This window comes from Bradyrhizobium sp. WSM1743, assembly GCF_000473065.1.
In the GTDB taxonomy this organism is placed as follows: domain Bacteria; phylum Pseudomonadota; class Alphaproteobacteria; order Rhizobiales; family Xanthobacteraceae; genus Bradyrhizobium.
This window is the reverse complement of record NZ_AXAZ01000008.1, coordinates 168,510-190,308: the sequence shown is the minus strand read 5'-3', so window position 1 is coordinate 190,308 and position 21,799 is coordinate 168,510. Positions and strand designations below refer to the sequence as shown.

The 21,799-nt window shown below is 64.2% G+C and carries 17 protein-coding genes and 1 pseudogene; 10 read left to right on the top strand and 8 right to left on the bottom strand.

The window, feature by feature from the left end; all coding sequences use genetic code 11:
• Nucleotides 1–100 precede the first annotated feature (100 nt).
• Nucleotides 101–2,467 carry an RND family transporter gene (locus YU9_RS0106980; protein ID WP_027572149.1) on the top strand — a complete coding sequence of 789 codons (2,367 nt, stop codon included), beginning with the start codon at nucleotides 101–103 and terminating at the stop codon, nucleotides 2,465–2,467.
• Between the two features lie 98 nt (nucleotides 2,468–2,565).
• Here the strand turns inward: YU9_RS0106980 and YU9_RS0106975 are convergent, their stop codons facing one another.
• Nucleotides 2,566–3,063 carry a hypothetical protein gene (locus YU9_RS0106975; RefSeq protein WP_018648252.1) on the bottom strand — a complete coding sequence of 166 codons (498 nt, stop codon included), beginning with the start codon at nucleotides 3,061–3,063 and terminating at the stop codon, nucleotides 2,566–2,568.
• 447 nt (nucleotides 3,064–3,510) lie between these two features.
• On the opposite strand from YU9_RS0106975, the gene YU9_RS0106970 reads away from it, so the two are divergent.
• From YU9_RS0106970 to YU9_RS0106940, 7 genes are all read left to right on the top strand, one after another.
• On the top strand, nucleotides 3,511–3,744 hold the full coding sequence (locus tag YU9_RS0106970) for a hypothetical protein (protein ID WP_027572148.1): 234 nt from the start codon (nucleotides 3,511–3,513) through the stop codon (nucleotides 3,742–3,744).
• Between the two features lie 193 nt (nucleotides 3,745–3,937).
• A complete protein-coding gene (gene hpnC, locus YU9_RS0106965) occupies nucleotides 3,938–4,822 on the top strand; it encodes a squalene synthase HpnC (RefSeq protein WP_027572147.1) in 885 nt (294 codons plus the stop codon).
• On the top strand, nucleotides 4,812–5,651 hold the full coding sequence (gene hpnD, locus YU9_RS0106960) for a presqualene diphosphate synthase HpnD (protein WP_027572146.1): 840 nt from the start codon (nucleotides 4,812–4,814) through the stop codon (nucleotides 5,649–5,651). The genes hpnC and hpnD overlap by 11 nt, the downstream gene beginning before the upstream one ends.
• Nucleotides 5,651–6,907: a hydroxysqualene dehydroxylase HpnE gene (hpnE, locus tag YU9_RS0106955; RefSeq protein WP_027572145.1), complete on the top strand. Its 1,257-nt coding sequence runs from the start codon at nucleotides 5,651–5,653 to the stop codon at nucleotides 6,905–6,907. Before hpnD ends, hpnE begins: the two co-directional genes overlap by 1 nt.
• A 51-nt stretch (nucleotides 6,908–6,958) precedes the next feature.
• Nucleotides 6,959–8,911: a squalene--hopene cyclase gene (gene shc / locus YU9_RS0106950; RefSeq protein WP_027572144.1), complete on the top strand. Its 1,953-nt coding sequence runs from the start codon at nucleotides 6,959–6,961 to the stop codon at nucleotides 8,909–8,911.
• On the top strand, nucleotides 8,908–9,657 hold the full coding sequence (locus tag YU9_RS0106945) for a phosphorylase (protein ID WP_027572143.1): 750 nt from the start codon (nucleotides 8,908–8,910) through the stop codon (nucleotides 9,655–9,657). The genes shc and YU9_RS0106945 overlap by 4 nt, the downstream gene beginning before the upstream one ends.
• Before the next feature lie 325 nt (nucleotides 9,658–9,982).
• Nucleotides 9,983–10,315, top strand: a complete 333-nt coding sequence (locus YU9_RS0106940) for a DUF6572 domain-containing protein (protein ID WP_027572142.1) — start codon at nucleotides 9,983–9,985, stop codon at nucleotides 10,313–10,315.
• Between the two features lie 859 nt (nucleotides 10,316–11,174).
• Here the strand turns inward: YU9_RS0106940 and hpnH are convergent.
• Together hpnH and ispH are read right to left on the bottom strand one after the other, a co-directional pair.
• A complete protein-coding gene (gene hpnH, locus YU9_RS0106935; RefSeq protein ID WP_027572141.1) occupies nucleotides 11,175–12,335 on the bottom strand; it encodes an adenosyl-hopene transferase HpnH in 1,161 nt (386 codons plus the stop codon).
• Nucleotides 12,336–12,372: 37 nt separating this feature from the next.
• Nucleotides 12,373–13,296 (bottom strand): annotated as a pseudogene (ispH, locus tag YU9_RS41075) (4-hydroxy-3-methylbut-2-enyl diphosphate reductase); the annotation flags it as partial.
• A gap of 446 nt (nucleotides 13,297–13,742) precedes the next feature.
• Between ispH and YU9_RS0106920 the strand changes: the two are divergent.
• A complete protein-coding gene (locus YU9_RS0106920) occupies nucleotides 13,743–16,331 on the top strand; it encodes an MMPL family transporter (RefSeq protein ID WP_027572140.1) in 2,589 nt (862 codons plus the stop codon).
• On the opposite strand, the gene YU9_RS0106915 is transcribed toward YU9_RS0106920, so the two are convergent.
• Nucleotides 16,299–16,943 (bottom strand): DUF2147 domain-containing protein, encoded by a 645-nt coding sequence (locus YU9_RS0106915; protein ID WP_027572139.1) that lies wholly within the window; start codon nucleotides 16,941–16,943, stop codon nucleotides 16,299–16,301. The two genes, YU9_RS0106920 and YU9_RS0106915, sit on opposite strands and share 33 nt — an antisense overlap.
• 141 nt (nucleotides 16,944–17,084) lie before the next feature.
• Between YU9_RS0106915 and hpnO the strand changes: the two genes are divergently transcribed.
• A complete protein-coding gene (gene hpnO / locus YU9_RS0106910; RefSeq protein WP_027572138.1) occupies nucleotides 17,085–18,476 on the top strand; it encodes an aminobacteriohopanetriol synthase HpnO in 1,392 nt (463 codons plus the stop codon).
• An 88-nt stretch (nucleotides 18,477–18,564) separates the two neighbouring features.
• Here the strand turns inward: hpnO and YU9_RS0106905 are convergent, their stop codons facing one another.
• The 4 genes from YU9_RS0106905 to YU9_RS0106890 form a co-directional block, all read right to left on the bottom strand.
• Nucleotides 18,565–19,338, bottom strand: a complete 774-nt coding sequence (locus YU9_RS0106905) for an anti-sigma factor (RefSeq protein ID WP_027572137.1) — start codon at nucleotides 19,336–19,338, stop codon at nucleotides 18,565–18,567.
• The gene (locus YU9_RS0106900; RefSeq protein WP_027572136.1) at nucleotides 19,335–19,883 is read right to left on the bottom strand and encodes a sigma-70 family RNA polymerase sigma factor; all 549 of its coding nucleotides are present in this window, start codon (nucleotides 19,881–19,883) and stop codon (nucleotides 19,335–19,337) included. Before YU9_RS0106900 ends, YU9_RS0106905 begins: the two co-directional genes overlap by 4 nt.
• A gap of 109 nt (nucleotides 19,884–19,992) precedes the next feature.
• Complete coding sequence (locus tag YU9_RS0106895) at nucleotides 19,993–20,316, bottom strand: cupredoxin family copper-binding protein (RefSeq protein WP_027572135.1); 324 nt, start codon at nucleotides 20,314–20,316, stop codon at nucleotides 19,993–19,995.
• Between the two features lie 19 nt (nucleotides 20,317–20,335).
• Nucleotides 20,336–21,280 (bottom strand): metallophosphoesterase, encoded by a 945-nt coding sequence (locus YU9_RS0106890; protein ID WP_027572134.1) that lies wholly within the window; start codon nucleotides 21,278–21,280, stop codon nucleotides 20,336–20,338.
• Nucleotides 21,281–21,799 lie beyond the last annotated feature (519 nt).

Sequence of the window (21,799 nt, the reverse complement as noted above, 5' to 3'; positions counted from 1 at the left end):
ATTTTCAAAGGGCAAGCCTCCCATTGGTATGGCGTTTTCAAGCCGTTCGCGGGGCGCAATAAGCTCTCAAGACTGAGCCAATTTAGGAACTGGACAAGGCATGCTCGAAAAGCACAGCGAGAGTGAGGTTCGTGTCGACAAGGTCGAGCAGGGACCTGCGTCCTCCATCGCCTTCGGGCTGGAGCGTCTCGGGCTGATCGCGGTCCGGGCCCCGATCGTCTCCTGCATCGTCCTGCTCGCCCTGATCGTCGGCGCCGTGTTCGGCATCTACCGCATCAAGATCGACGATTCGCTGTCGCAGCTGTTCCGCTCCGACACCCGCGAATTCAAGCAGTATGAAGAGGTGACGAAGAAGTTCCCGGCGGAGGAGTTCGATGTTCTCGTCGTCGTTGAGGGCAAGACGCTGCTGGAGCGGAACAACCTCGAGAAGCTGCGCGACTTCGTCACCGACCTGCAGCTGGTCGAAGGTACGCGCGGCCTCGTCTCGCTGTTCTCGGCGCGCCAGGCGCCGGCCCCGGGCAAGCTGCCGGCGGCGCTGTTCCCGGCCGAGCTGCCCGAGGGCGCGGCCTATGACAAGTTCATCGAGACCGTCAAGAACAACGAAATCATCCGCGGCAAGCTGCTGTCGGAGGACGGCACGCTGGCGCTGATCGTGCTGTCGCTCGATCCGGAAGTGGTCGGCTCCAACAAGCTGACCAAGACCGTCGGCGACATCCGCGCGCTGATGAAGGAGGATCTCAGCGACACCGGTCTCAACGTGCAGCTCTCCGGCGTGCCGGTGATGCAGCTCGAGATCCGCAATGCGGTCGAGCGTGACGGGCTGACCTACAACATCCTCGGCATCCTCGCCGGCTGTGTCATCGCCATCATCTTCTTCCGCAAGATCTCGTTCATGATCGCCGCGGCGTTCCCGCCGATGATCGCGATCCTCTTGGCGCTCGGTGCGCTCGGCTGGGCCAATTTCAACCTCAACATGTTCCTGAACGTGATGACGCCGCTCATCATGGTCATCAGCTTCTCGGACTCGATGCAGCTCACCTTCGCCGCGCGCGACCGGCTGATCGCAGGCCAGGACAAGTTCACCGCGTTCAAGAACGCGGTGCTGGTGGTCGGGCCTGCCTGCGTGCTGACGCACGGCACCGCCGGCATTTCCTTCATCGCGCTGCAATTCTCCGACTCCGACCTGATCCGCAAGTTCGGCGAGGCCGGGCTCGCCGCCACCATCATCGCGCTGGTCGCGGTGTTGTCGCTGGTGCCGGTGTTCGGCGTGCTCTTCGTGCGCAACGAGAAGGTCTTTGCGGTCAAGTTCCAGGGCGCCGATGCCGGCGTCCAGGCGCTGCGCAATTTCTGCTACTGGATCGCGGTGCGCATGGTCGGCCGGCCCGGCCTGTTCAGCCTGATCGCGGTGCTGTTCGTCGGCGGCCTCGGTGTCATTTACGCCAATCTGGAGCCGCGCTACCGGCTCGCCGACCAGGTGCCGGACAAGCGCCAGGCGGTTGCCGCCAGCGACCGGTTAGATGCCAAGCTCACCGGCGCAAACCCCGTCAACGTACTGATCGTGTTCCCCAAGGGTGAATCGCTGTATTCGCCGGAGACGCTCCAGACCATCGCCGAGGTGCACGCCACGGTCGAGAAGGCTGCCGGTGTGGGCAACGTGTGGTCGCTGGAGACGCTGCGTCGCTGGCTGGCCGAGAAGGCCGGCAGCGCCGATGTCGCGACGCTGAAGGAATATGTCAGCGTCATCCCCGAGCATCTGGTGCGGCGGTTCATCGACGCCGAGCAGGATGCCGTCGTCGTCGCCGGCCGCGTGCCGGACAAGGATTCGAGCCAGCTCCTGCCGATCGTGGACAAGCTCGACACCGAGCTCGACGCCGTCCGCAAGAAACACCCCGGCTATGAGGTCGCGGTGACCGGCCTTGCCGCCATCGCGGCGCGCAACTCGGCCAACATGATCGAGAAGCTGAACCGCGGCCTCACCGTCGAATTCGCGCTGGTCGCGATCTTCATCGGTCTCGCCTTCCGCTCGTGGGTGGTGATGTTCGCCTGCATCCTGCCGGGCATCTTCCCGGTGGTGATGTCGGGAACGGTGCTGTGGGCGATGGGCGAGGGGCTGCAATTCGCCAGCGTCGTCGCGCTCACCGTCTCGTTCGGCCTGGGATTGAGCGCCACCATCCACTTCCTCAACCGGCTGAGACTGGAGAGCAAGCCGGGCGTCGGCTCGGGGCTCGCCGTGGAGCGGGCGACCGTGCTGGTCGGCCCTGCGCTGATCCTGACCACGGTGGTCTTGGCCTGCGGCCTCGTCGTCACCGTGTTCTCCGACCTGCCGTCGCTGCGACTGTTCGGCTGGCTCAGCGCCTTCTCGATGGTCATGGCGCTCGTCGCCGACCTCTTCATCCTCAGGCCGACGGCGATGTGGCTGATCAACCTGCACGGCAAGCTGCAGGGCACGGATAAGCCGGCGATCTGAGCCGCATCGTGGGGTTTTGGCCCGCGCAGGGAGCGTTACGGCAAAAAGCCCCCGGCTCGCGAGAGCCGAGGGCTTTGTTGTTCTAAGCGGAAAGGATCCTAGCCCTTCGTCATCGTGATGTTGACGCCGCGAATCTCGCCCTTGGAAGAGATCTGCACGGTCTGCTTGGTGCCGTTGGTGCGCAGCGACAGATTGGCGGCGAAGCCGTTGGCCTCGACGAATACGTCGATCTGGCCGCCGCCGGCGGTGCCTTGGAGGTTGCCGAAGATGTTGCGGCTCGCCTCGCTCCAATTGCCGGAGATGCGGTCGCCCTGGCTCGTCACGTCGCTGGTGAGGTCGAACTTGTAGCTGTCGGACGCGCAGTGCAGGGCCTGCTTGAGGTTGAGACCGCTGCCGGCGACCTTGTAGTCGGCCTTGCAGCGGATGCGTTCGGTAGACCCGTCGGACAGCGAGACCGTGCCGGTGCCGGTCCACGCGCCGTCGAAGCCGGCAAACGGTCCGGACGACTGTGCGTGGCTCGCCGAAACCGAGAAGAGCAGCGCAGCGCCAACGCCGGCCGCGGTGATTGCCAGTCCAGATCGCCCAAAGAATTTCATCACGAATATCCCGTTTTGGAACGACGTCCGTTCAAGATCCAAGACGTCTCGCCACATCGAAGGTTTAGTGTTCCGAGCCTGTGTCAGGTTCAACGCGCCAGGGCCAGAGATGGCGGTTCACCGGGCGCCGGCGGGGTGATTTGCCGTGTTTCGGCGTGTTTCTGGCTGGAACGGCGAGGCGGAGAGATGCAGCTCTGCAACAGCCGTGCAGTAAAATACAGGCTTTCTGAATTATGACGTAGTATCAACCCCTTACATCTGCCAATGAAGGCGCAGGGAAGACCTGATTTGGTGGGCGTGGCGCCAATTTGGCCGCATTTGCCAGTGCTTGTGCCTTCTCTGAGGCCGCTACCCTGCGGCGACTTGCCATCAGAACAATCCGTTCCGGTCGTCCGCCCTGTGCAGCCCGGGATCGGTGCGTTTCTGCCGTCAGAATGAAGGAATACAATGCGTAAGCTTCTCGTCGCTCTCACCCTGCTGTCGGCATCCCTTTCGACGGCTGCATTCGCCCAGCAAGGGCGCGGCACGGAGGCCGAGCAGAAGGCCTGCACCCGCGATGTGCAGAAGTTCTGCCGTCCGGTCATTGATCAGGGCGATTTCACCATCCTGGCCTGCCTCAAGGAGAACCGGGCCAAGATCTCGCAGGCCTGCGACCAGGTGCTGAAGAACCACAATCAGTAAGCTCGGCCGCTGGCCCACACAAAGGCGGCCCCGGGGCCGCCTTTTCGGGCCCGATCCGCAGAGGGCAGCTATCGAGACACAGGATTGGTTTTGCGGTCGTATTCCCCTATATGGGGGCCGCGGCGGCATCGCCGGCAAGAGCCCGCGCGAGCGAAAAAGCCTTCCTGTCCAAACGATTGTAAACTAGCCCTCGATGACCTCTGCGAGCGAATTGCGATCCGGCAAGGGTGACCGCGACGAGAATTTTCCCGTCGCGTCCTGGATCATTCATCCGCGTCATCGCGCCTTGATCCTGGCCTATTACAACTTCGTCCGTACCGCCGACGACATCGCCGACCATGCGACGCTGCCGGCCGACCAGAAGCTCGCTTATCTCGATCTGCTCGAGGCGGAACTGCTCGGCAAGGGCGACACCCAGGCTGAGGCTGTCACGCTGCGCCGTGCGCTGGCCGAGCGCGGCATGGCGCCGCGTCACGCGCTCGACGTGCTGATCGCCTTCCGCATGGACGTGACCAAGCTGCGCTACGAGACCTGGGACGAGGTCATCCACTATTGCCGCTATTCGGCGATGCCGGTCGGCCGCTTCATGCTCGACGTTCACGGCGAGAGCACCTCGACCTGGGCCGCGTCGGACGCGCTGTGCGCAGGCCTGCAGATCAACAATCATCTGCAGGATTGCGGCAAGGATTTCCGCGAGCTCAACCGCGTCTATCTGCCGCGCGATGCGCTGGCCGCGAGCGGTGCCTCGGTCGAGCAGCTTGGCCTCGCCCAATCGCCACCGGCGATGCTTGCCTGCCTGCAGGGGCTCGCCGCGCGCAACGAGGCGCTGCTCGACGAGGGCAGGTCGCTAGCTGCGGAGATCCGGGATTTCCGTCTCGGCGTCGACGTTTCCGTCATCCAGGCCTATGCCGACCGCATCGTGCGCCTGCTCAAGGTGCGCGACCCCCTGCGCGAGCGCGTGCATCTGAACAAGTTCGAGCTTCTCACCTTCAGCCTCGCCGGAATCATCGGCGAAGTCGGCCGCCGCGCGATCGGACGCAAAGCCATTTCCAGACCGGGGACTGCACATGACGCTTGAGGCGACCACGCCCGGCGCCAATTACGGCTCGACCGCATCCGGCAGCTCGTTCTATGCCGCGATGCGCATTCTGCCGCGTGACCAGCGCGAAGCGATGTTCCAGATCTACAGCTTTTGCCGCCAGGTTGACGACATCGCTGATTCCGACGGGCCGCGCGAGGAGCGGCTCGCCGCACTTCAGCAATGGCGCGACGACATCGACGCGCTCTACCAGGGCAATCCGCCGCCGCGGCTGAAGGATTACGTCGCCTCGGTGAAGACCTTCGGGCTCAAGCGCGAGGATTTCCTGGCCATCGTCGACGGCATGGAGATGGACGTGCCGCAGGACATCCGCGCGCCCGACATGGCGACGCTGGATCTCTATTGCGATCGCGTCGCCAGCGCCGTGGGGCGGCTGTCGGTGCGGGTGTTCGGCATGCCCGAGGAAGACGGCATCCTGCTCGCCCACCATCTCGGCCGCGCGCTGCAGCTCACCAATATCCTGCGCGACATCGACGAGGACGCGGGCCTTGGCCGGCTCTATCTGCCGCGCGAGGCGCTGCTGCATGCCGGCATCACCTCCAATGATCCGAACCGCGTGATCGCCGAGCGCGCGCTGCCTAAGGTCTGCCTGCCGCTGGCGCAGCGCGCGAAGTCGCATTTCGAGAAGTCGGACGAGATCATGAACCGCAACAAGCGCCGCGCCGTGCGCGCGCCGCGGATCATGTCCAAATACTACCATTCCATTCTGGACCTCCTGATCGCGCGCGGCTTCACCGCGCCGCGCGAGCCGGTGCGTGTGTCGAAGATCACACGCATCCTGATCCTGCTCCGTTACGCTTTCATCTGATGCAAAACACAGCTCACATCATCGGCGCTGGGATTTCCGGCCTCTCTGCCGCCGTGCGGCTCGCCAATGCCGGCTTCAAAGTCGCCGTGCACGAGGCGACGCACCAGGCCGGCGGCCGCTGCCGGTCCTATTTCGACGGCGCCACCAATCTCACCATCGACAACGGCAATCATCTGCTGCTGTCGGGCAACAGCCATGCGCGCGCCTATGCGCGCGCGATCGGCAGCGAGGCCGGCCTCGTCGGCCCCGAACGCGCACAATTTCCCTTCGTCGATGTCAAGACCGGGCAGCGCTGGCAGATCGATCTCGGCGAAGGACGATGGCCGACCTGGGTGCTCGACGAAGGCCGCCGCGTGCCCGACACCGGCCTCACCGATTATCTCAAGCTGGCGCCGCTGATCTGGGCGTCGGAGGAGACGCTGGTCGGCAAGTCCATTCCGACCGAAGGCATCCTCTATCAGCGCCTGGTGCAGCCGCTGCTGCTGGCCGCGCTCAACGTCGATCCGCCCGAGGGCTCGGCCGGCCTCGCCGGCGCGATCGTGCGCGAGACGCTGCTCGCCGGCGGGCAGGCCTGCCGTCCGCTGATCGCGCGCGACGGCCTCAGTGCCGTGCTGATCGAGCCCGCGGTGAAGTTTTTGCAGGAACGTGGCCACACCGTTCAGCTCGGCCATGAGCTGCGTTCGTTCGTCAACACCGACGGCAAGGTGACCGCGCTGAATTTCGGCGGCGAGGACGTGATCCAGCTCGGTGCGGGTGACGTCGTCGTGATGGCGGTGCCGCCGCGCGCGGCTTCCAGCCTGCTGCCGGGCCTGAAGACGCCGACCGAATTCCGCGCCATCGTCAACGCCCATTTTCGCATCACACCGCCGCCGGGCTCGGCACCGATCCTCGGTGTGATCGGCGGCGTCGTGGAATGGCTGTTCGCGTTTCCGAACCGGCTCTCGGTGACCATCAGCAATGGCGACCGTCTCGTCGACATGCCGCGCGAGGAGCTCGCGCAGACGATCTGGAACGACGTCTGCGAGGCGGGCGGTGTCTCCGGGGAGCTGCCTCCCTGGCAGATCGTGCGCGAGCGCCGTGCCACATTTGCGGCGACACCTGCCCAGAATGCCCTGCGTCCGGGGCCGGTCACTGCGCTGAAAAACCTGTTCCTCGCCGGCGACTGGACTGCTACGGGATTGCCGGCAACCATCGAGGGATCGGTCCGGTCGGGTGACCGCGCTGCCGATCTGGTTCTCGCCGCAAAGCGGCCCTGACCGGCAATGTGCCGGTCAACTTTCAATCCACTATCGGAGCAATCGAGCGACATGGATTCCGTGAACGCGACCAGCCGCGAAGCTTTGGAATCGAGCATTGCGTCGGCCATCCAAGGCGTCCTCGGCTTGCAGCAGTCCGACGGCCATTGGGTGTTCGAGCTCGAGGCCGACTGCACGATTCCGGCCGAGTACATCCTGCTGCGCCATTATCTCGCCGAGCCGGTCGACACCGTGCTCGAGGCCAAGATCGGCAACTACCTGCGCCGCGTTCAAGGCGCTCTTGGCGGCTGGCCGCTGGTGCACGACGGTGAGTTCGACATGAGCGCCAGCGTGAAGGCTTACTTCGCGCTGAAGATGATCGGCGACTCCGTCGACGCACCGCACATGGTGCGTGCGCGCGAGGCCATTCATGCCCGCGGCGGCGCGATTCATAGCAACGTCTTCACGCGCTTCCTGCTGGCGACGTTCGGCGTCGTGACTTGGCGCGCGGTGCCGGTGCTGCCGATCGAGATCGTGCTGCTGCCGTTCTGGTCGCCGTTCCACCTCAACAAGATCTCCTATTGGGCGCGCACCACCATGGTGCCGCTGATGGTGATCGCCGCGCTGAAGCCGCGCGCGAAGAATCCGAAAGGAATCGGCATCGACGAGTTGTTCCTGCAGGATCCGCGCTCGATCGGCATGACCTCGAAGGCGCCGCACCAGAGCATGGCCTGGTTCCTGCTATTTCGTTCGCTCGATGCGATCTTGCGCGTGATCGAGCCGCTGTTTCCGAAGCGCCTGCGCAAGCGCGCGATCGACGCCGCGCTCGCTTTCATCGAGGAGCGGCTCAATGGCGAGGACGGCATGGGCGCGATCTATCCGCCCATGGCCAATATCGTCATGATGTACGACGCGCTCGGCAAGGACGAGAATTATCCGCCGCGCGCGACGACGCGCCGGGGCATCGACAAGCTGCTCGTGATCGGCGACGACGAGGCCTATTGCCAGCCCTGCGTCTCGCCGGTGTGGGACACGACGCTGACCGCGCACGCGCTGCTGGAAGCCGGCGGCGACGAGGCGGTGCCGGCGGCCAAGCAGGGGCTCGACTGGCTGATCCCGAAGCAGGAGCTGGAGGTGAAGGGCGACTGGGCGGCGAAGCGGCCCGACGTCCGTCCGGGCGGCTGGGCCTTCCAGTACAACAACGCGCATTACCCCGATCTCGACGACACCGCGGTGGTGGTGATGTCTATGGACCGCATGCGCCGGGAGCACGGCGTCACCGGCTATGATGCCGCGATCGCCCGCGGCCGCGAGTGGATCGAGGGCATGCAGAGCGACGACGGCGGCTGGGCCGCCTTCGACGTCAACAATCTCGAATATTACCTCAACAACATCCCGTTCTCCGACCATGGCGCGCTGCTCGATCCCCCGACCGAGGACGTCACGGCGCGCTGCATCTCGATGCTGGCCCAGCTCGGCGAGACCGAGAAGACTAGCAAGCAGGTTGCCGCCGGGGTCGCGTACTTGCGGAAGACCCAGCACCCGGAGGGGTCCTGGTACGGCCGCTGGGGCATGAACTTCATCTATGGAACCTGGTCGGTGCTCTGTGCCCTGAATATGGCCGGCGTCGACCGCAACGACCCCATGATTCGCAAGGCAGCCGACTGGCTGACCTCGATCCAGAACGATGACGGCGGCTGGGGCGAGGACGCCGTCAGCTACCGGCTGGACTACAAGGGATGGGAGGCCGCCCCCTCGACCGCCTCACAAACGGCATGGGCTTTGCTTGGCCTCATGGCGGCAGGCGAGGTTGATCACCCGGCCGTCGCGCGCGGGGTGGAGTACCTGATTGCAACACAAAACAAAAAAGGACTGTGGGACGAGCAGCGGTACACCGCCACAGGCTTCCCCCGCGTGTTCTATCTACGGTATCATGGTTACCCAAAGTTCTTTCCGCTGTGGGCATTGGCGCGGTACCGGAACTTGCGGAACACCAACAGCAGGGTGGTAGGGGTCGGAATGTGACTTTGGGGACGGGGGACTATGTTACCGCGGGTCAGGCCATCGACCCGCGGCCGATACTGATCGTGACCGGACTGGTTCAGGAGGCCCGCATCGCAGCCGGGCCTGGAATGGCAGTCATCTGTTCATCCAGCAGCCCGACGCAGTTGCGGGCGCTGTTGACGGTGGTGGATCCCGAGACGATTCGCGGTGTGATCTCGTTCGGCGTGGCCGGCGGGCTCGACCCGACGCTGCGCTCCGGCGACGTCGTGCTGGCGACCGAGGTGCTGTCCGGCGACGCCCGCTGGGCCGCCGGCCTGTCGCTCGGCGACGACCTGATCGAGCGCCTGACCTCGGGCCGCCGCCGCGTCGTGCGCGGCAGCCTCGCCGGCGCCGAGGAGGTGGTCACGAAACGCTCGTGCAAGGCGGCGCTGCACTCTGAAACGGGCGCTGCCGCCGTCGACATGGAAAGCCACATCGCGGCCGCCTACGCCGCCGAGGCCGGGCTGCCCTTCGCCGCGGTCCGCGTCATCAGCGATCCCGCCCATCGCGCGCTGCCGGCGCTTGCCCGCGCCGCCATCAAGCCGAACGGCCAGATCGACCTCGCCGCGGTGCTGCGCGGCATCGTGCGCAATCCGGCAACGCTGCATGCGCTGGTCTCGACCGGCCTCGACTTCAACCGCGCGCTGCGCAGCCTGCGCGGCTGCCGGGATTATCTGATCGGGACGGAGCTCGTGGGCAGCGAGGTGCTGGTGTCCGAGGCGGCCTGAGCGGGGCTGCGAGCCGAGAATATGAAAAAGGCCCGGTCGTGCGACCGGGCCTTTTTCGTTGGGGCGTAGGATGGGTGTGAGCCCTTGCAAAACCCCTCTCTTCCTCGTCCCGCTCTCCGTAATCGCAGTCATCATTTGACGCTCGACGCAATCCGTCAGCAACGATAGCTTCCGGTTCCGCCAGATTGACGCGAAGAAGAAGCGCCCGCAAGGAACGAGTTGCGACGGTACGCGGTCATGGCGCGACGCTACCACGAAAGAAGTGCGATAGGTTTCGCGAAGAGATCAACCATCTTGCGGCCTGTGCAAATTTTCGAGAGTGCTGATGTCGGTCGATCAAAGGGACACAATCGATTTCGCTACTATTGACGAGGCAACGGGCGATCTATGGCTTACGATCAGTGATCATCTGCCTTGGGACGAGAATGAAGAGAATCATCTGGTCCTTCTGCAGAACAAACTCAATGCGTACCTGCGCTTTATTGAGAGTGGTGAGGTGCTTAAGAAAGTGCCCGATGCTCGAAGGCGCAGGATAATCATAAATTTCCTTGGAAAGTTTCCGCTGAGTCAGAAGGCTGAGGTCTTTTTCAGTAAAGCGCGCGGTGCAATAGAAGGCGCTGGCTTTCGGTTACAATTTAGCCTCATGCAGGCGCGGTGACCCCGTCGGGCAAAACACCAAAACACCCGTCAATCCCCCTTCGCAAAAATATTCCACTTTACCGAATTTCGGATTTGTGGCATAGAGCGCTCATCCCGGCCCTGCCAGAGGGGCGCTTCGCGATCGTCACGAGATGCGGGTCGGGGTGCGGTGGACGCGGTAGCGCCGGCGCGAAAGGCGATGACAGGGCGGGCAACCGTGAGTCATGCGCGGAGCGCTACGACACGGCGCAGTCACAGCGGCCAAGCTGGATCTCGGGGGTGAGCACACGCGAGCCTCGGATGCTTCCGGCGACGCCGTCCGCGGACGGAGAAGTCGTGTGGTCCCGACGCCCGGGGGTCTGGCGTCAAATCTCGCGGTGATGTGGCAGCCAACCGGCACGCGCATCGATCAGCGGCGAGGCGACGGGGGCAATAGTGCAACGCTCCCCGAGGAGAGCACGAAGGACACCGTTAAAACCATCCGCGCAGGGAAGGCCGGGCGACCGGCATCACCTGTGATCCACCCCGTGTGCGTTTTCCATGCATACGGACCGCGGGTGCCGCCGGCGCCCGGCCTTCCCTGCGCCCTCTGGTCTTTCGAGGGGCGCGAACGAACAGCAAAGCTCGGGCGAAAGAAGCCGCGAGAACGTGCAGGTGTGTCTGCGAGGAAGAGGGCGCATGGCAAGAGCAAGCTGGTGCCGCACACTCCGTCATTGCGAGCGCAGCGAAGCAATCCAGAGTGTCTCCGCGGAACGATTCTGGATTGCTTCGCTGCGCTCGCAATGACGACGGGGCGGATAGCGTGGCTCAATCACCAATCAAAAAAGCCCGGTCGCGCTGGCGGCCGGGCTTTTGTTGCGAGAATTGATCGTGCGCGCTTACGCCGCAGTCGAAGCCTTCTGCGCAGCCTTCGCCTGCGCGGCGGCGGCTTCATCCTTGCGGATCTCCGAGAGCTTCTTCTGGACCTGCTCGGAGAAGATGTACTGCGCCGGGCGCTGCTTGGAGAGGTCGATCTCCGGCGCCATCGGGCCGGTCGTCTTGATGCCGCGCAGCGACACCCACATCGCCTTCAGCGGGTTGTTGAGCGCTGCGGTCGCCGCCGTCGGCTCGTAGCCGCAATGGGCCATACAGTCGGCGCACTTTTCGTACTTGCCGGTACCGTAGGAATCCCAGTCGGTGGTCTCCATCAGCTCCTTGAACGTCTTGGCGTAGCCTTCACCGAGCAGGTAGCAGGGCTTCTGCCAACCGAAGATGTTGCGCGCGGGCATGCCCCACGGCGTGCACTCGTATTCCTGGTTGCCGGCGAGGAAGTCCAGGAACAGGCCGGAGTGCATGAAATTCCACTTCTTGCCCTTGCCCATGGCGAAGACGTCGCGGAACAGCTTCTTGGTCTTGGTGCGGTTGAGGAAGTGCTCCTGGTCCGGCGCGCGCTCATAAGCGTAGCCCGGCGACATCGAGACGCCGACGCCGAGCTCGACGGTGAGGTCCAAGAACTTCGCGATCTCCTCGGCCGGATGGCCGTCGAAGATGGTGGCGTTGACGTTGACCGTGAAGCCGCGCGCCTTGGCCGCCTTGATCGCGGACACCGCGCGGTCGAACACGCCCTTCTGCGACACCGCCTTGTCGTGGTGGTCGCGCAGGCCGTCGAGATGCACCGAGAAGAACAGGTAGGGGGAGGGCTCGAACAGGTCGAGCTTCTTCTCAAGCAGCAGCGCGTTGGTGCAGAGCGAGACGAACTTCTTGCGCGCGACGAGGCCGCGCACGATCTCGCCGATCTCCTTGTGGATCAGCGGCTCGCCGCCGGGAATGGCGACCATCGGCGCGCCGCACTCGTCGGCCGCGTCCCAGCACTCCTGCGCGGTCATGCGACGGTTGAGGATCGCGTCCGGATAATCGATCTTGCCGCAGCCGACGCAGGCGAGGTTGCAGCGGAACAGCGGCTCCAGCATCAGCACGAGCGGATAGCGCTTGCGGCCAAGCAGTTTCTGCTTGAGCAAATAGCCGCCGATACGCATTTCCTTGAAGAACGGGATAGCCATTACAAGTTTCTTTCTGGGCTTTGAATTCGGGTGGGTAGCTGGCGGCCAGTTGGGCCGGAAGCCGGAATTCGATGTTTTCCTCGCGTCCCGGCAACACCGAGACCTTCACTGGTCCGATCCGCCGCATCGCTTCGATCACGTCATCCACGAGTACCTCGGGCGCCGAAGCGCCGGCCGTGACGCCGACGGTCCGCGCATCCTTCAACCATTCCGGATTGAGCTCGCTGCCGTCGGCAATCAAATAACTCGCGACGCCGGCCTCAGTGCCGATTTCGCGGAGCCGGTTCGAGTTCGAGCTGTTGGCAGCGCCCACCACCAAGATCACGTCGACCAGCTTGCTCAGGTTCCTTACCGCAGATTGGCGGTTCTGTGTCGCATAGCAGATATCCCGGATATCCGGGCCTTGAATATCTGTAAAGCGGGCCTGGAGGGCGGCAATGATATCCCTGGTGTCGTCGACCGACAGGGTGGTCTGGGTGATGTAGGCCACTGGGCTATCCGCCGGCAGGGTCAGGGCCTTAACCTCTTCAACGCTTTGAACAAGCAGCACCGGCCCCGGGACCTGCCCCATCGTGCCCTCGACCTCGGGGTGGCCGGCGTGGCCGATCAGGATCAGGGTGCGGCCCTTGCTGATGTAGCGCTTCCCCTGATTGTGAACTTTCGTGACCAGCGGGCAGGTGGCATTGAGCACAGGAAGGTCGCGCGCGGCGGCCTCTTCCTCGACGCTGCGGGCGACGCCATGGGCGCTGAAGACCGTGACCGATTTCGGCGGAACCTCGGACAGTTCCTCGACGAAGATTGCGCCTTTGTTCTTCAGGCTCTCGACCACGTATTTGTTATGCACGATCTCATGGCGCACGTAGACGGGTGGGCCGTACTTATCCAGCGCCCGTTCCACGATCTCGATCGCACGCACCACGCCTGCGCAGAAGCCGCGCGGCTGCGCCAGATAAACTTCCATTGGACGCCCATCACGCAAGTTGCACCAATCCGCTTCAAAGTCCCCGGCGGCACCCCGATACAAGCCAAGAGTTGCAATATCCGCACCATTGGTTCGCACATGCGGTAGCCACCCACCCCCGTGGGGGCTCCGGCGCATGGAGGCGCAATACTTTGTGGCAAAAAATCGGCAATAAGGAAAGGTCGGAACTCTGACAGGTCACTTCCGAGGTATTTTAGTAGGGCTCGCGGGGTGCGCAAGTCCGCGGCATTCGTGCATTGTCCTTCGTCACTTTCCCGCCTCAACTCCCCGGCTATACCGGCCGCCCGCATGATTTTGCCACGGTCTCCGCCGTTTACCTCGAACCTTCTCGCGGCGAGAACCATCAAAACAGCAATAGGTTTCGCCCGGGAACTCCGATAAACAGCGGGCGTTTCCGGCAAGCTGTAACCGCAGAAAGAAAAGAAGTGCTGCAAAGCGTCGTCGTTGCCATCGTCAGGGCCTGCACCCGGTTTGCCTCCCTCGTCGTCATTCTCGGGCTCCTGCTGTCGGTAGGAGCGGGCTACTACGCTGCGCGCCACTTCGCCATCAACACCGACATCAACTCGCTGATTGCCCAGAATCTGGACTGGCGCCAGCGCGACCAGCAGTTCGATCGCGCCTTCGACCGCGATGCGACGATCACGGCGGTTGTCGAGGCCAAAACCCCGGAAATGGCGAGCGCGGCGGCGGACGCGCTCTATGCCAAGCTGAAGGACGACACGACCAACTTCCAGTCGATGCAGCAGCTCGGCAGCGGCGAGTTCTTCGAGAAGAACGGCCTGTTGTTCCTGCCGACCGAGGAGGTCGCCAAGATCACCGGCCAGTTCGAGTCAGCCGCGCCCCTGATCGAGATCATGGCGGGCGATCCCTCGATCCGCGGCCTCACCGGTGCGCTGGAGACCGGACTTGCCGGCGTCAAGCGCGGCCAGGTCAAGCTCGACAACACCGAGCGGCCCTTCAACCTGATCGCGCAGACGGTCGAGACCGTGCTCAACAAGGGCAACGCCAGCTTCTCCTGGCGCGAGCTCGTCAGCGACGAACCGTTGAAGGATTCGGACAAGCGCGCCTTCATCGAGTTCAAGCCGATCCTCGATTACAACGCGCTGGAGCCGGGCAAGGGCGCGACCGACGCGATCCGGAAAGCCGCGGCCGATCTGGATTTCCCGACCAAATACCAGGCGCGGGTGCGGCTGACCGGCCCGGTCCCGATCGCCAACGAGGAATACGCCACCGTCCAGGAAGGCGCCGTGGTCAACGGCATCGGCACCGTCCTCGTCGTGCTGCTGATCCTGTGGCTGGCGCTGCATTCGGCGAAGATCATCTTTGCGGTGTTCATCAATCTCTTCGTGGGCCTTGCGATCACGACCGCGGCCGGCCTGATGATGGTCGGCTCGCTCAATCTGCTGTCGATCGCCTTCGCGGTGCTGTTCGTCGGTCTCGGCGTCGATTTCGGCATCCAGTACAGCGTCCGCTACCGCTCCGAGCGCTACAAGCATGATAACCTCTCCGGCGCGCTGGTGCTGGCGGCCAAGCGCTCGGCGGTGCCGCTGTCGCTGGCGGCAATGGCCACCGCGGCGGGCTTCCTCTGCTTCATGCCGACCGATTACAAGGGCATCTCGGAGCTCGGCCAGATCGCCGGTGTCGGCATGCTCGTGGCGTTCGTGTCCAGCATCACCGTGCTGCCGGCGCTGCTCAAGCTGCTGAACCCGCCCGGCGAGCCAGAGCCCGTCGGCTACGCTTTCCTGGCGCCGCTCGATCACTTCCTCGAAAAGCACCGCGTGCTGATCGTCGGCGGCACGCTGCTGCTGGCGCTTGGCGGCCTGCCGCTGCTCTACTTCATGAAGTTCGACTTCAACCCGATGAACCTGCGCAACCCGAGGGCCGAATCGATCGCCACCTTCCTCGACCTGCGCAAGGACCCCAACACCGGCGCCAATGCCATCAACGTGATGACGACATCGGAAGAGCAGGCGAGGCAGGTCGAGGCAAAGCTGGAGAAAGTGCCCGAGGTGCTCAGGGTGATGTCGCTCGACAGCTTCGTGCCGCAGGACCAACCGCCGAAGCTGAAGCTGCTCGCGCAGGGGGCCAAGGTGCTGAACCCCGCGCTGAACCCCGATCAGATCGATGCGGCGCCGACGGACCAGGAGAATGTGGAGTCGCTGAAATCCTCAGTCGACAATCTGCGCCGAACGGCAGGTGATGCGAAGGGACCGGGGGCGGTCGCCTCGCGCCGTCTTGCAGACGCGCTCGAAAAGCTTGCCAATGGCGACGAGGCCACGCGCAACAAGGCGCAGGACGTGTTCGTCACGCCAATGAAGATCGTGTTCGACCAGCTCAGGAACGCCATGCAGGCCGAGCCGGTCACCCTGAAGTCGCTGCCGCCCGATCTCGTCAGCGCCTGGAAGAGCAAGGACGGCGTCATCCGAGTCGAGGCGCTGCCCAAGGGCGATCCCAACGACAACGACACGCTGCGCAAGTTCGCCGCGGCGGTGCTCGCGGCCGAACCGACCGCGATCGGCGGACCGGTCTCGATCCTGAAATCCGGCGACACCGTGGTGAAGGCGTTCATCCACGCCGGCATCTACGCGCTGCTGGTGATCGGGATCTTGCTATGGATCACGCTAGGCCGGTTCGTCGACGTGCTGATGACGCTGGTGCCACTTCTGGTTGCCGGCGCGGTGACGCTCGAGATCTGCGTGTTGATCGGCCTGCCGCTGAACTTCGCCAACATCGTTGCGTTCCCGCTGCTGCTCGGCGTCGGCGTCGCCTTTAAGATCTATTATGTCGTGGCCTGGCGCTCAGGTAGGACAAACCTGCTCCAGACCAGCCTGACGCGCGCGATCTTCTTCAGCGCGCTGACGACGGCGACCGCGTTCGGCAGCCTGTGGCTGTCCAGCCATCCCGGCACGTCCAGCATGGGCAAGCTGCTGGCACTCTCGCTGGTGACGACGCTCGCGGCGGTGCTGCTGTTCCAGCCGGCCCTAATGGGCAAACCCCGCAATCTCAGGGAGTAGGCAGATGTCGCCGACGGAGTCGGCGGCGCCCTTCTGCCCGGGCTTGGCTGCGCCGGCGGCCTTCGGAGTTGCGGGCGCGGGCGTGGTGGTGCCTGTCGTGGCTTGGGCTGCTTGGGCCCCTTGGGGTTTCGGCGCGGCGCCGCCGGATTTCGGCGCGCCCTTGGCCATGGCGTTCACAGGACTCGAGGGGATCGGCGGGCCGACCCGGGTCCAGGTTTCGCCGCCGCAGAGGAAGCCCATCACGCAGCCCTTGATTTCGAGCTGATCGGGACCGGCCGGCGTGATGGTCGCGCTGTAGAGCTGGCCATCCTTGGCGTTGTAGACCTGTCCTTCCCACTGATCGACGCCGGGCTTCTTCTTCATGTCGATCAGGGTTGCCATGCCCAGCGTCGGCCTGTTCTTTTTCGAGACATCCGGATTGTTCTCGTCGCGCCCACCGGGCTGCTTTTCCCAGGAAACCGCGCCCCACATGCTGCCATAGCATTGGGCGACACGAATGTTGGCGACGCCGTCGGCGACCCGCCAGTCGCCGGTCGGGTCGGCGGCGAGGGCCGGGGTCAGGCAGGCGTAACCGCCAGCCAGTATTATTCCGGTGTAAAGGGCCAAACGCATGAGTGTTCCTTGGCAGTGCAACATGGTCTAAAGCTGTGCTTGCGAAGATGGTCCGAAAAAGGGCAAAAGGCCGCACAGACCGTTTTCAGTAACGCTCCGTTTTCAGTTGACGAGACGGCCCTCAAGCGAAGTATGTAGCGGATGCACAGCCCAAATCCAGACATGTCTCAGCTATTCGCGGACCGTCAGGCCCAGCGCAGCACCCTGCATAACCGGTATCTGAACGAGCAGTTCGTTCGGGTTCTCAAGACCATCGGCTACGATGTCGGCTTCCAGAAAGGGCAGGGGCAGTATCTCTACGACCGCGAGGGCGCTCGCTACCTTGATCTGTTGTCCGGCTTTGGCGTGTTTGCGATCGGGCGCAATCATCCTGTCATGCGGGATGCGCTCAAGAGCGTGCTCGATGCCGATCTTCCCAACCTCGTCCAGTTCGATGTCTCGACGCTCGCCGGCGTGCTGGCCGAACGGTTGCTGAAATACGTTCCCTATCTCGACAAGGCGTTCTTCGCCAATTCCGGCGCGGAATGCGTCGAGGCTGCGATCAAGTTCGCGCGCGGCGCTACCGGCCGGCCCGGCATCGTGTATTGCGCCCATGGCTATCACGGCCTGACCTATGGTGCGCTGTCGCTGACCGGAGACTCGAATTTCCGCACCGGCTTCGAGCCGCTGCTCCCGGGCTGCACCCCGATCCCGTTCAACGATCTGGCCGCGCTCGAAAAGGCGCTGGCCTCGCGCGAGGTCGCGGCCTTCGTCGTCGAGCCGATCCAGGGCAAGGGCGTCAACATGCCCACCGACGAGTTCCTGCCCGGCGCGGCCGCGCTCTGCAAGAAATACGGCACGCTGTTCGTCGCCGACGAGATTCAGACCGGCATGGGCCGCACCGGCCGCTTCCTCGCGGTCGAGCACTGGAACGTCGAGCCCGACATGGTGCTGCTGTCGAAATCGCTGTCGGGCGGCCATGTGCCTGTTGGCGCGGTGCTGACGCGCAAGAGCATCTTCGACAAGATTTTTAATCAGATGGACCGCGCCGTTGTGCACGGCTCCACCTTCTCCAAGAATGACCTGGCGATGGCCGCTGGCATCGCCACGCTCGATGTCATGGAGTCCGAGAAGCTGATCGAGGCCGCCGCCAAGCGTGGCGCCGAGCTGCGCCTCGCGCTGACGCGCATGGTGCCCGGCTACGAGCTGTTGAAGGAAGTCCGCGGCAAGGGCCTGATGATCGGCATCGAGTTCGGCCCGCCGAAGTCGCTGCGGCTGCGGGCCTCCTGGAACGTGCTGGAGACCGCCAACAAGGGCCTGTTCTGCCAGCTTATCACCGTGCCGCTGTTCAAGGATCACAAGATCCTCACGCAAGTCGCCGGCCATGGCAGCCACACCATCAAGCTGCTGCCGCCGCTCACCATCACCGAGGAAGACTGCAGCTGGATCGAGCGCGCCTTCGACGACGTCATCGCCGGCAGCCACAAGGTCCCCGGTGCGATCTGGTCGCTCGGCAAGACGCTGGTCGACAACGCGGTGCGGCGGTCGGCGTAGCAATCGTAGCCCGGATGGAGCGAAAGCGAAATCCGGGACTGTCGAGACAGGCAAGACCGTCTCCGGATTGCGCTGCGCTCCATCCGGGCTACGAGCCCGACTTACCCTCCACCTTCGCCATCGCCGCCTCGAACTTGTCGACGAATTCGGCGAGCTCGTCGGCACCGAGATCGCTGACGGCCCAGAAGTTCAGGCCGCGCTCGCCCCAGCGGCGGCAGTTGAAGCCCTGCATGGTTTGGGTCTTCGGCGGCCGGTGCTCGGTGCTCGACGTTTGCGACACGAACAAATTGATCACGTGTTGCCGGCGCCGGTAGACCACCGCGCCGATGGCGCGGGCATCGATATAGTCGAGCCGGCCGCCGACCAGCGTGAAACCTTGCGCGGTGAGGTCGATCACCGGCGGGGCGACGTCGAGCTTGCCGTTGAACCACGGCTTGACGGTGTGCTGGTCGGTCGAGACCACGTCGGTGAGGTGGCCGGCCTGGAGCGAGCGCAGATGCGCGGAGACGACCTCCGACAGGATGCGCTGCTGGTCATCCTGGCGCAGCACCACGGCGACGACGCCTGTCGCGGCGAGCGCAGAGACCGCCGAGCCCATGGCAAAGCCGCGCAGCACGGAGCGCCGCGTCGGCTGGCGCTGCGGCTGCGGCAGCGAGGCTTCGATGCGGGCGCGCAGGCTTGCCGGCGCGGTGTAGCGCAGATTGGTCTCGGCGAGCACGCGCTGCATCTCGCGCTGCGCGGCAAACTCGGCTGCGCAGTCCGGGCAGCTCGCGATATGCGATTCGATCTCGCGCGCGTGGCCGGCATCGAGCTCGCTGTCGAGCAGCGCGTGAAGCAGGATCCTTGCTTCGTCGCAGGTCATTTCGCTTGCTCCTCTTCCGCCATCCAGGCCGCGCGCAGCATGGCGCGGGCGCGGGCGAGGCGGGACATCACGGTGCCGACGGGGGCGCCGACGGCCTCGGCGATTTCGCGATAGGACAGGTTGTTGATCTCGCGCAGCACGAAGGTTTCCTTGAACGGCTCGGCGAGCGCGTCGATCAGTTTGCGGATCGCGCCGACATCGCGGCTGCGCACCATTTCGGTCTCCGGGCTCGCCTCGGCCTCCTGCCAGAGCGGCGTCTGCTCGGCGGCGCCGGGCGTATCCTCGATCGCGCTCGGTCTGTGCGCGCGACGCGCATATTCGGCGTTGCAGACGTTGCGCAGAATGGCGAACAGCCAGGGCTTCATCGCCGGGCCGCGGTAGCTGTCAAAATGCTTCAACGCTCGCAGATAGCACTCCTGCACCGCGTCCTCGGCGTCGGAGGCATCGCGCAGCAGGTAGCGTGCGAGCGTGTAGACGTCGTCGAGATAGGGCAGCGCCGCCTCGCGGAAGCGCTGTGCCTTCTGCACATCGTCGGTGGCGGGCATCGCTCCTCGCTTTGCCTCTGCTTCTTGTTTTGCCGTGATCGAAGACGCACGCGCCCGGCCGGCGTGGGACCACCGGCCGGGCAAGACGTTGATGCCTTGGTTGGAGACGTTACTCAACCTTGATCATCCCCGTCATGTGCGGGTGCAGCGAACAAAAATACTTGTAGTCGCCCGCATTTGTGAAGGTGAACGAGAACTTATCATCGGTATCCAGGGTCTTGGACCTGAACCTGCCGGCCGACACCACGGTGTGCGGGATGTCGTCCCGGTTGGTCCAGGTCACGGTGGTGCCGACCTTGATCTTCAGCTCGGCCGGCTGGAACACGAAATTATCGATGTGCACGTCCATGTCGTCGGCGCGGGCGCTTGTTGCTGGCAACAGGATGGCCGCGATCACGGCGGCACCGAAGTCGCGGCGGTTGAGTGTCCTCATTGTCTGATTCCGTTCAGCCTTAGCCCTGCAGCGGCGTGTCGATGATGGCGAGCCGCTGCTCGTTCTGCTTGAAGTTGATGCTGGCTACCCCAAGCATGGAGCGCAGCCTTGCGTCCTCGACCTTCATCGGGCCGGGCGAGGGCGCGGCTCCTGGTGCCGGCTGCGGGAAGGCGGTCGAGCGCGCGGTGTGGAAGGTGACGTTACCTTCGACCTTCTGCATCACCTGATGGATGTGCCCGTTCAGCACGGTGACCGAGCCAAAACCCTTGACGTATTCGAGCGCGCGGCTTCCATCCTCAGTGCCCCAGCCCCATTGCGGATAGACCGTCCACAGCGGGATGTGCGCGAACAACACGATCGGCGTCGATTTCGACTTGCCGCGCAGATCGTCCTCCAGCCAGGCGAGCTGCTCGGCGCCGAGATTGCCGAGGCCGCCGGCCTTGAGGTCGACGACGTTGACGAGGCCGATGAAGTGCACGCCGCCGGCATCGAAGGAGTACCAGCCGTGGCCCTTGGTGCCGCGGCCGTAGCGCTCGCGATAGAGCTTCACCTCCTCGTCGATGAAGTCGTGCTCGCCGGGGACGTAGTGCACGTCGAGCTTGGTCTGCGAGATGATGCGCTCGGCGTTGTCGAACTCGGCAGCTTTCGACAGATGCGTGATGTCGCCGGTGTGGATCATGAAGGAGGGTTTCGCCGGCATCGCATTGATCTTACCCACGGCTTCCTCCAGCGTGCCGAGCGCGTTGGGATTGGCCGGCTTGTCGAACCCGACATGGCTGTCGCTGATCTGCAGGAAACTCATGCCGGGCGTCACCGCTGTTGCGGCCTCAGCGGAATCAATGATGCCGAGCGAGCGCGGCACGCCGCCCGTGACGGTCCAGAGCACCCCGGTGCCGGCCCAGGTCATGCATTCCAGCACCTTGCGGCGGCTGACACCGTCGTCCCCCTGATCTTGTCCGCTCATTGCGCTTCTCCTCTCGCCCGGAATTGGGCTTCGGGAGAGGTGATCGAGGGAGGGACGGGTTTATTCGCGGGACGGCGCTGACGATTTCGTGAGTATCTCGGCGCCGGCCGGCCGCATGACTGGGCGCATCGCAACAACCAATGGATGTTCACAACTTAGATTAAGAGTAATTCTAAGTCATTGATTATCAAGGATTCTTTGTTGACCCGTGGAACTGGTCATGGTCTTAGCACCCCTCGAAATTTGGGGGCGATGATATGGACTTCGATGCGAGATTGACCGGCCGCGTTCGCGGAGAGATGAGCCGTGCGAACTCATCTTGCTCACACGCAAGGCGGCGGTTGCAGGTCACAGCAAGCGTATTTGCGTTACTCGGAGGCAGCGATGCCGTCGCCCAGCAAGCATCACAGAGCGTTGTGCTGCCGGCGATCTCCGTCGAAGCTCCTCGACGTGCCTCGTCAGTTGCTCGCGCGGAGTCGAATCGAACAACGAGTGCCAGTCGGCGTCGGAGCCAGTCCT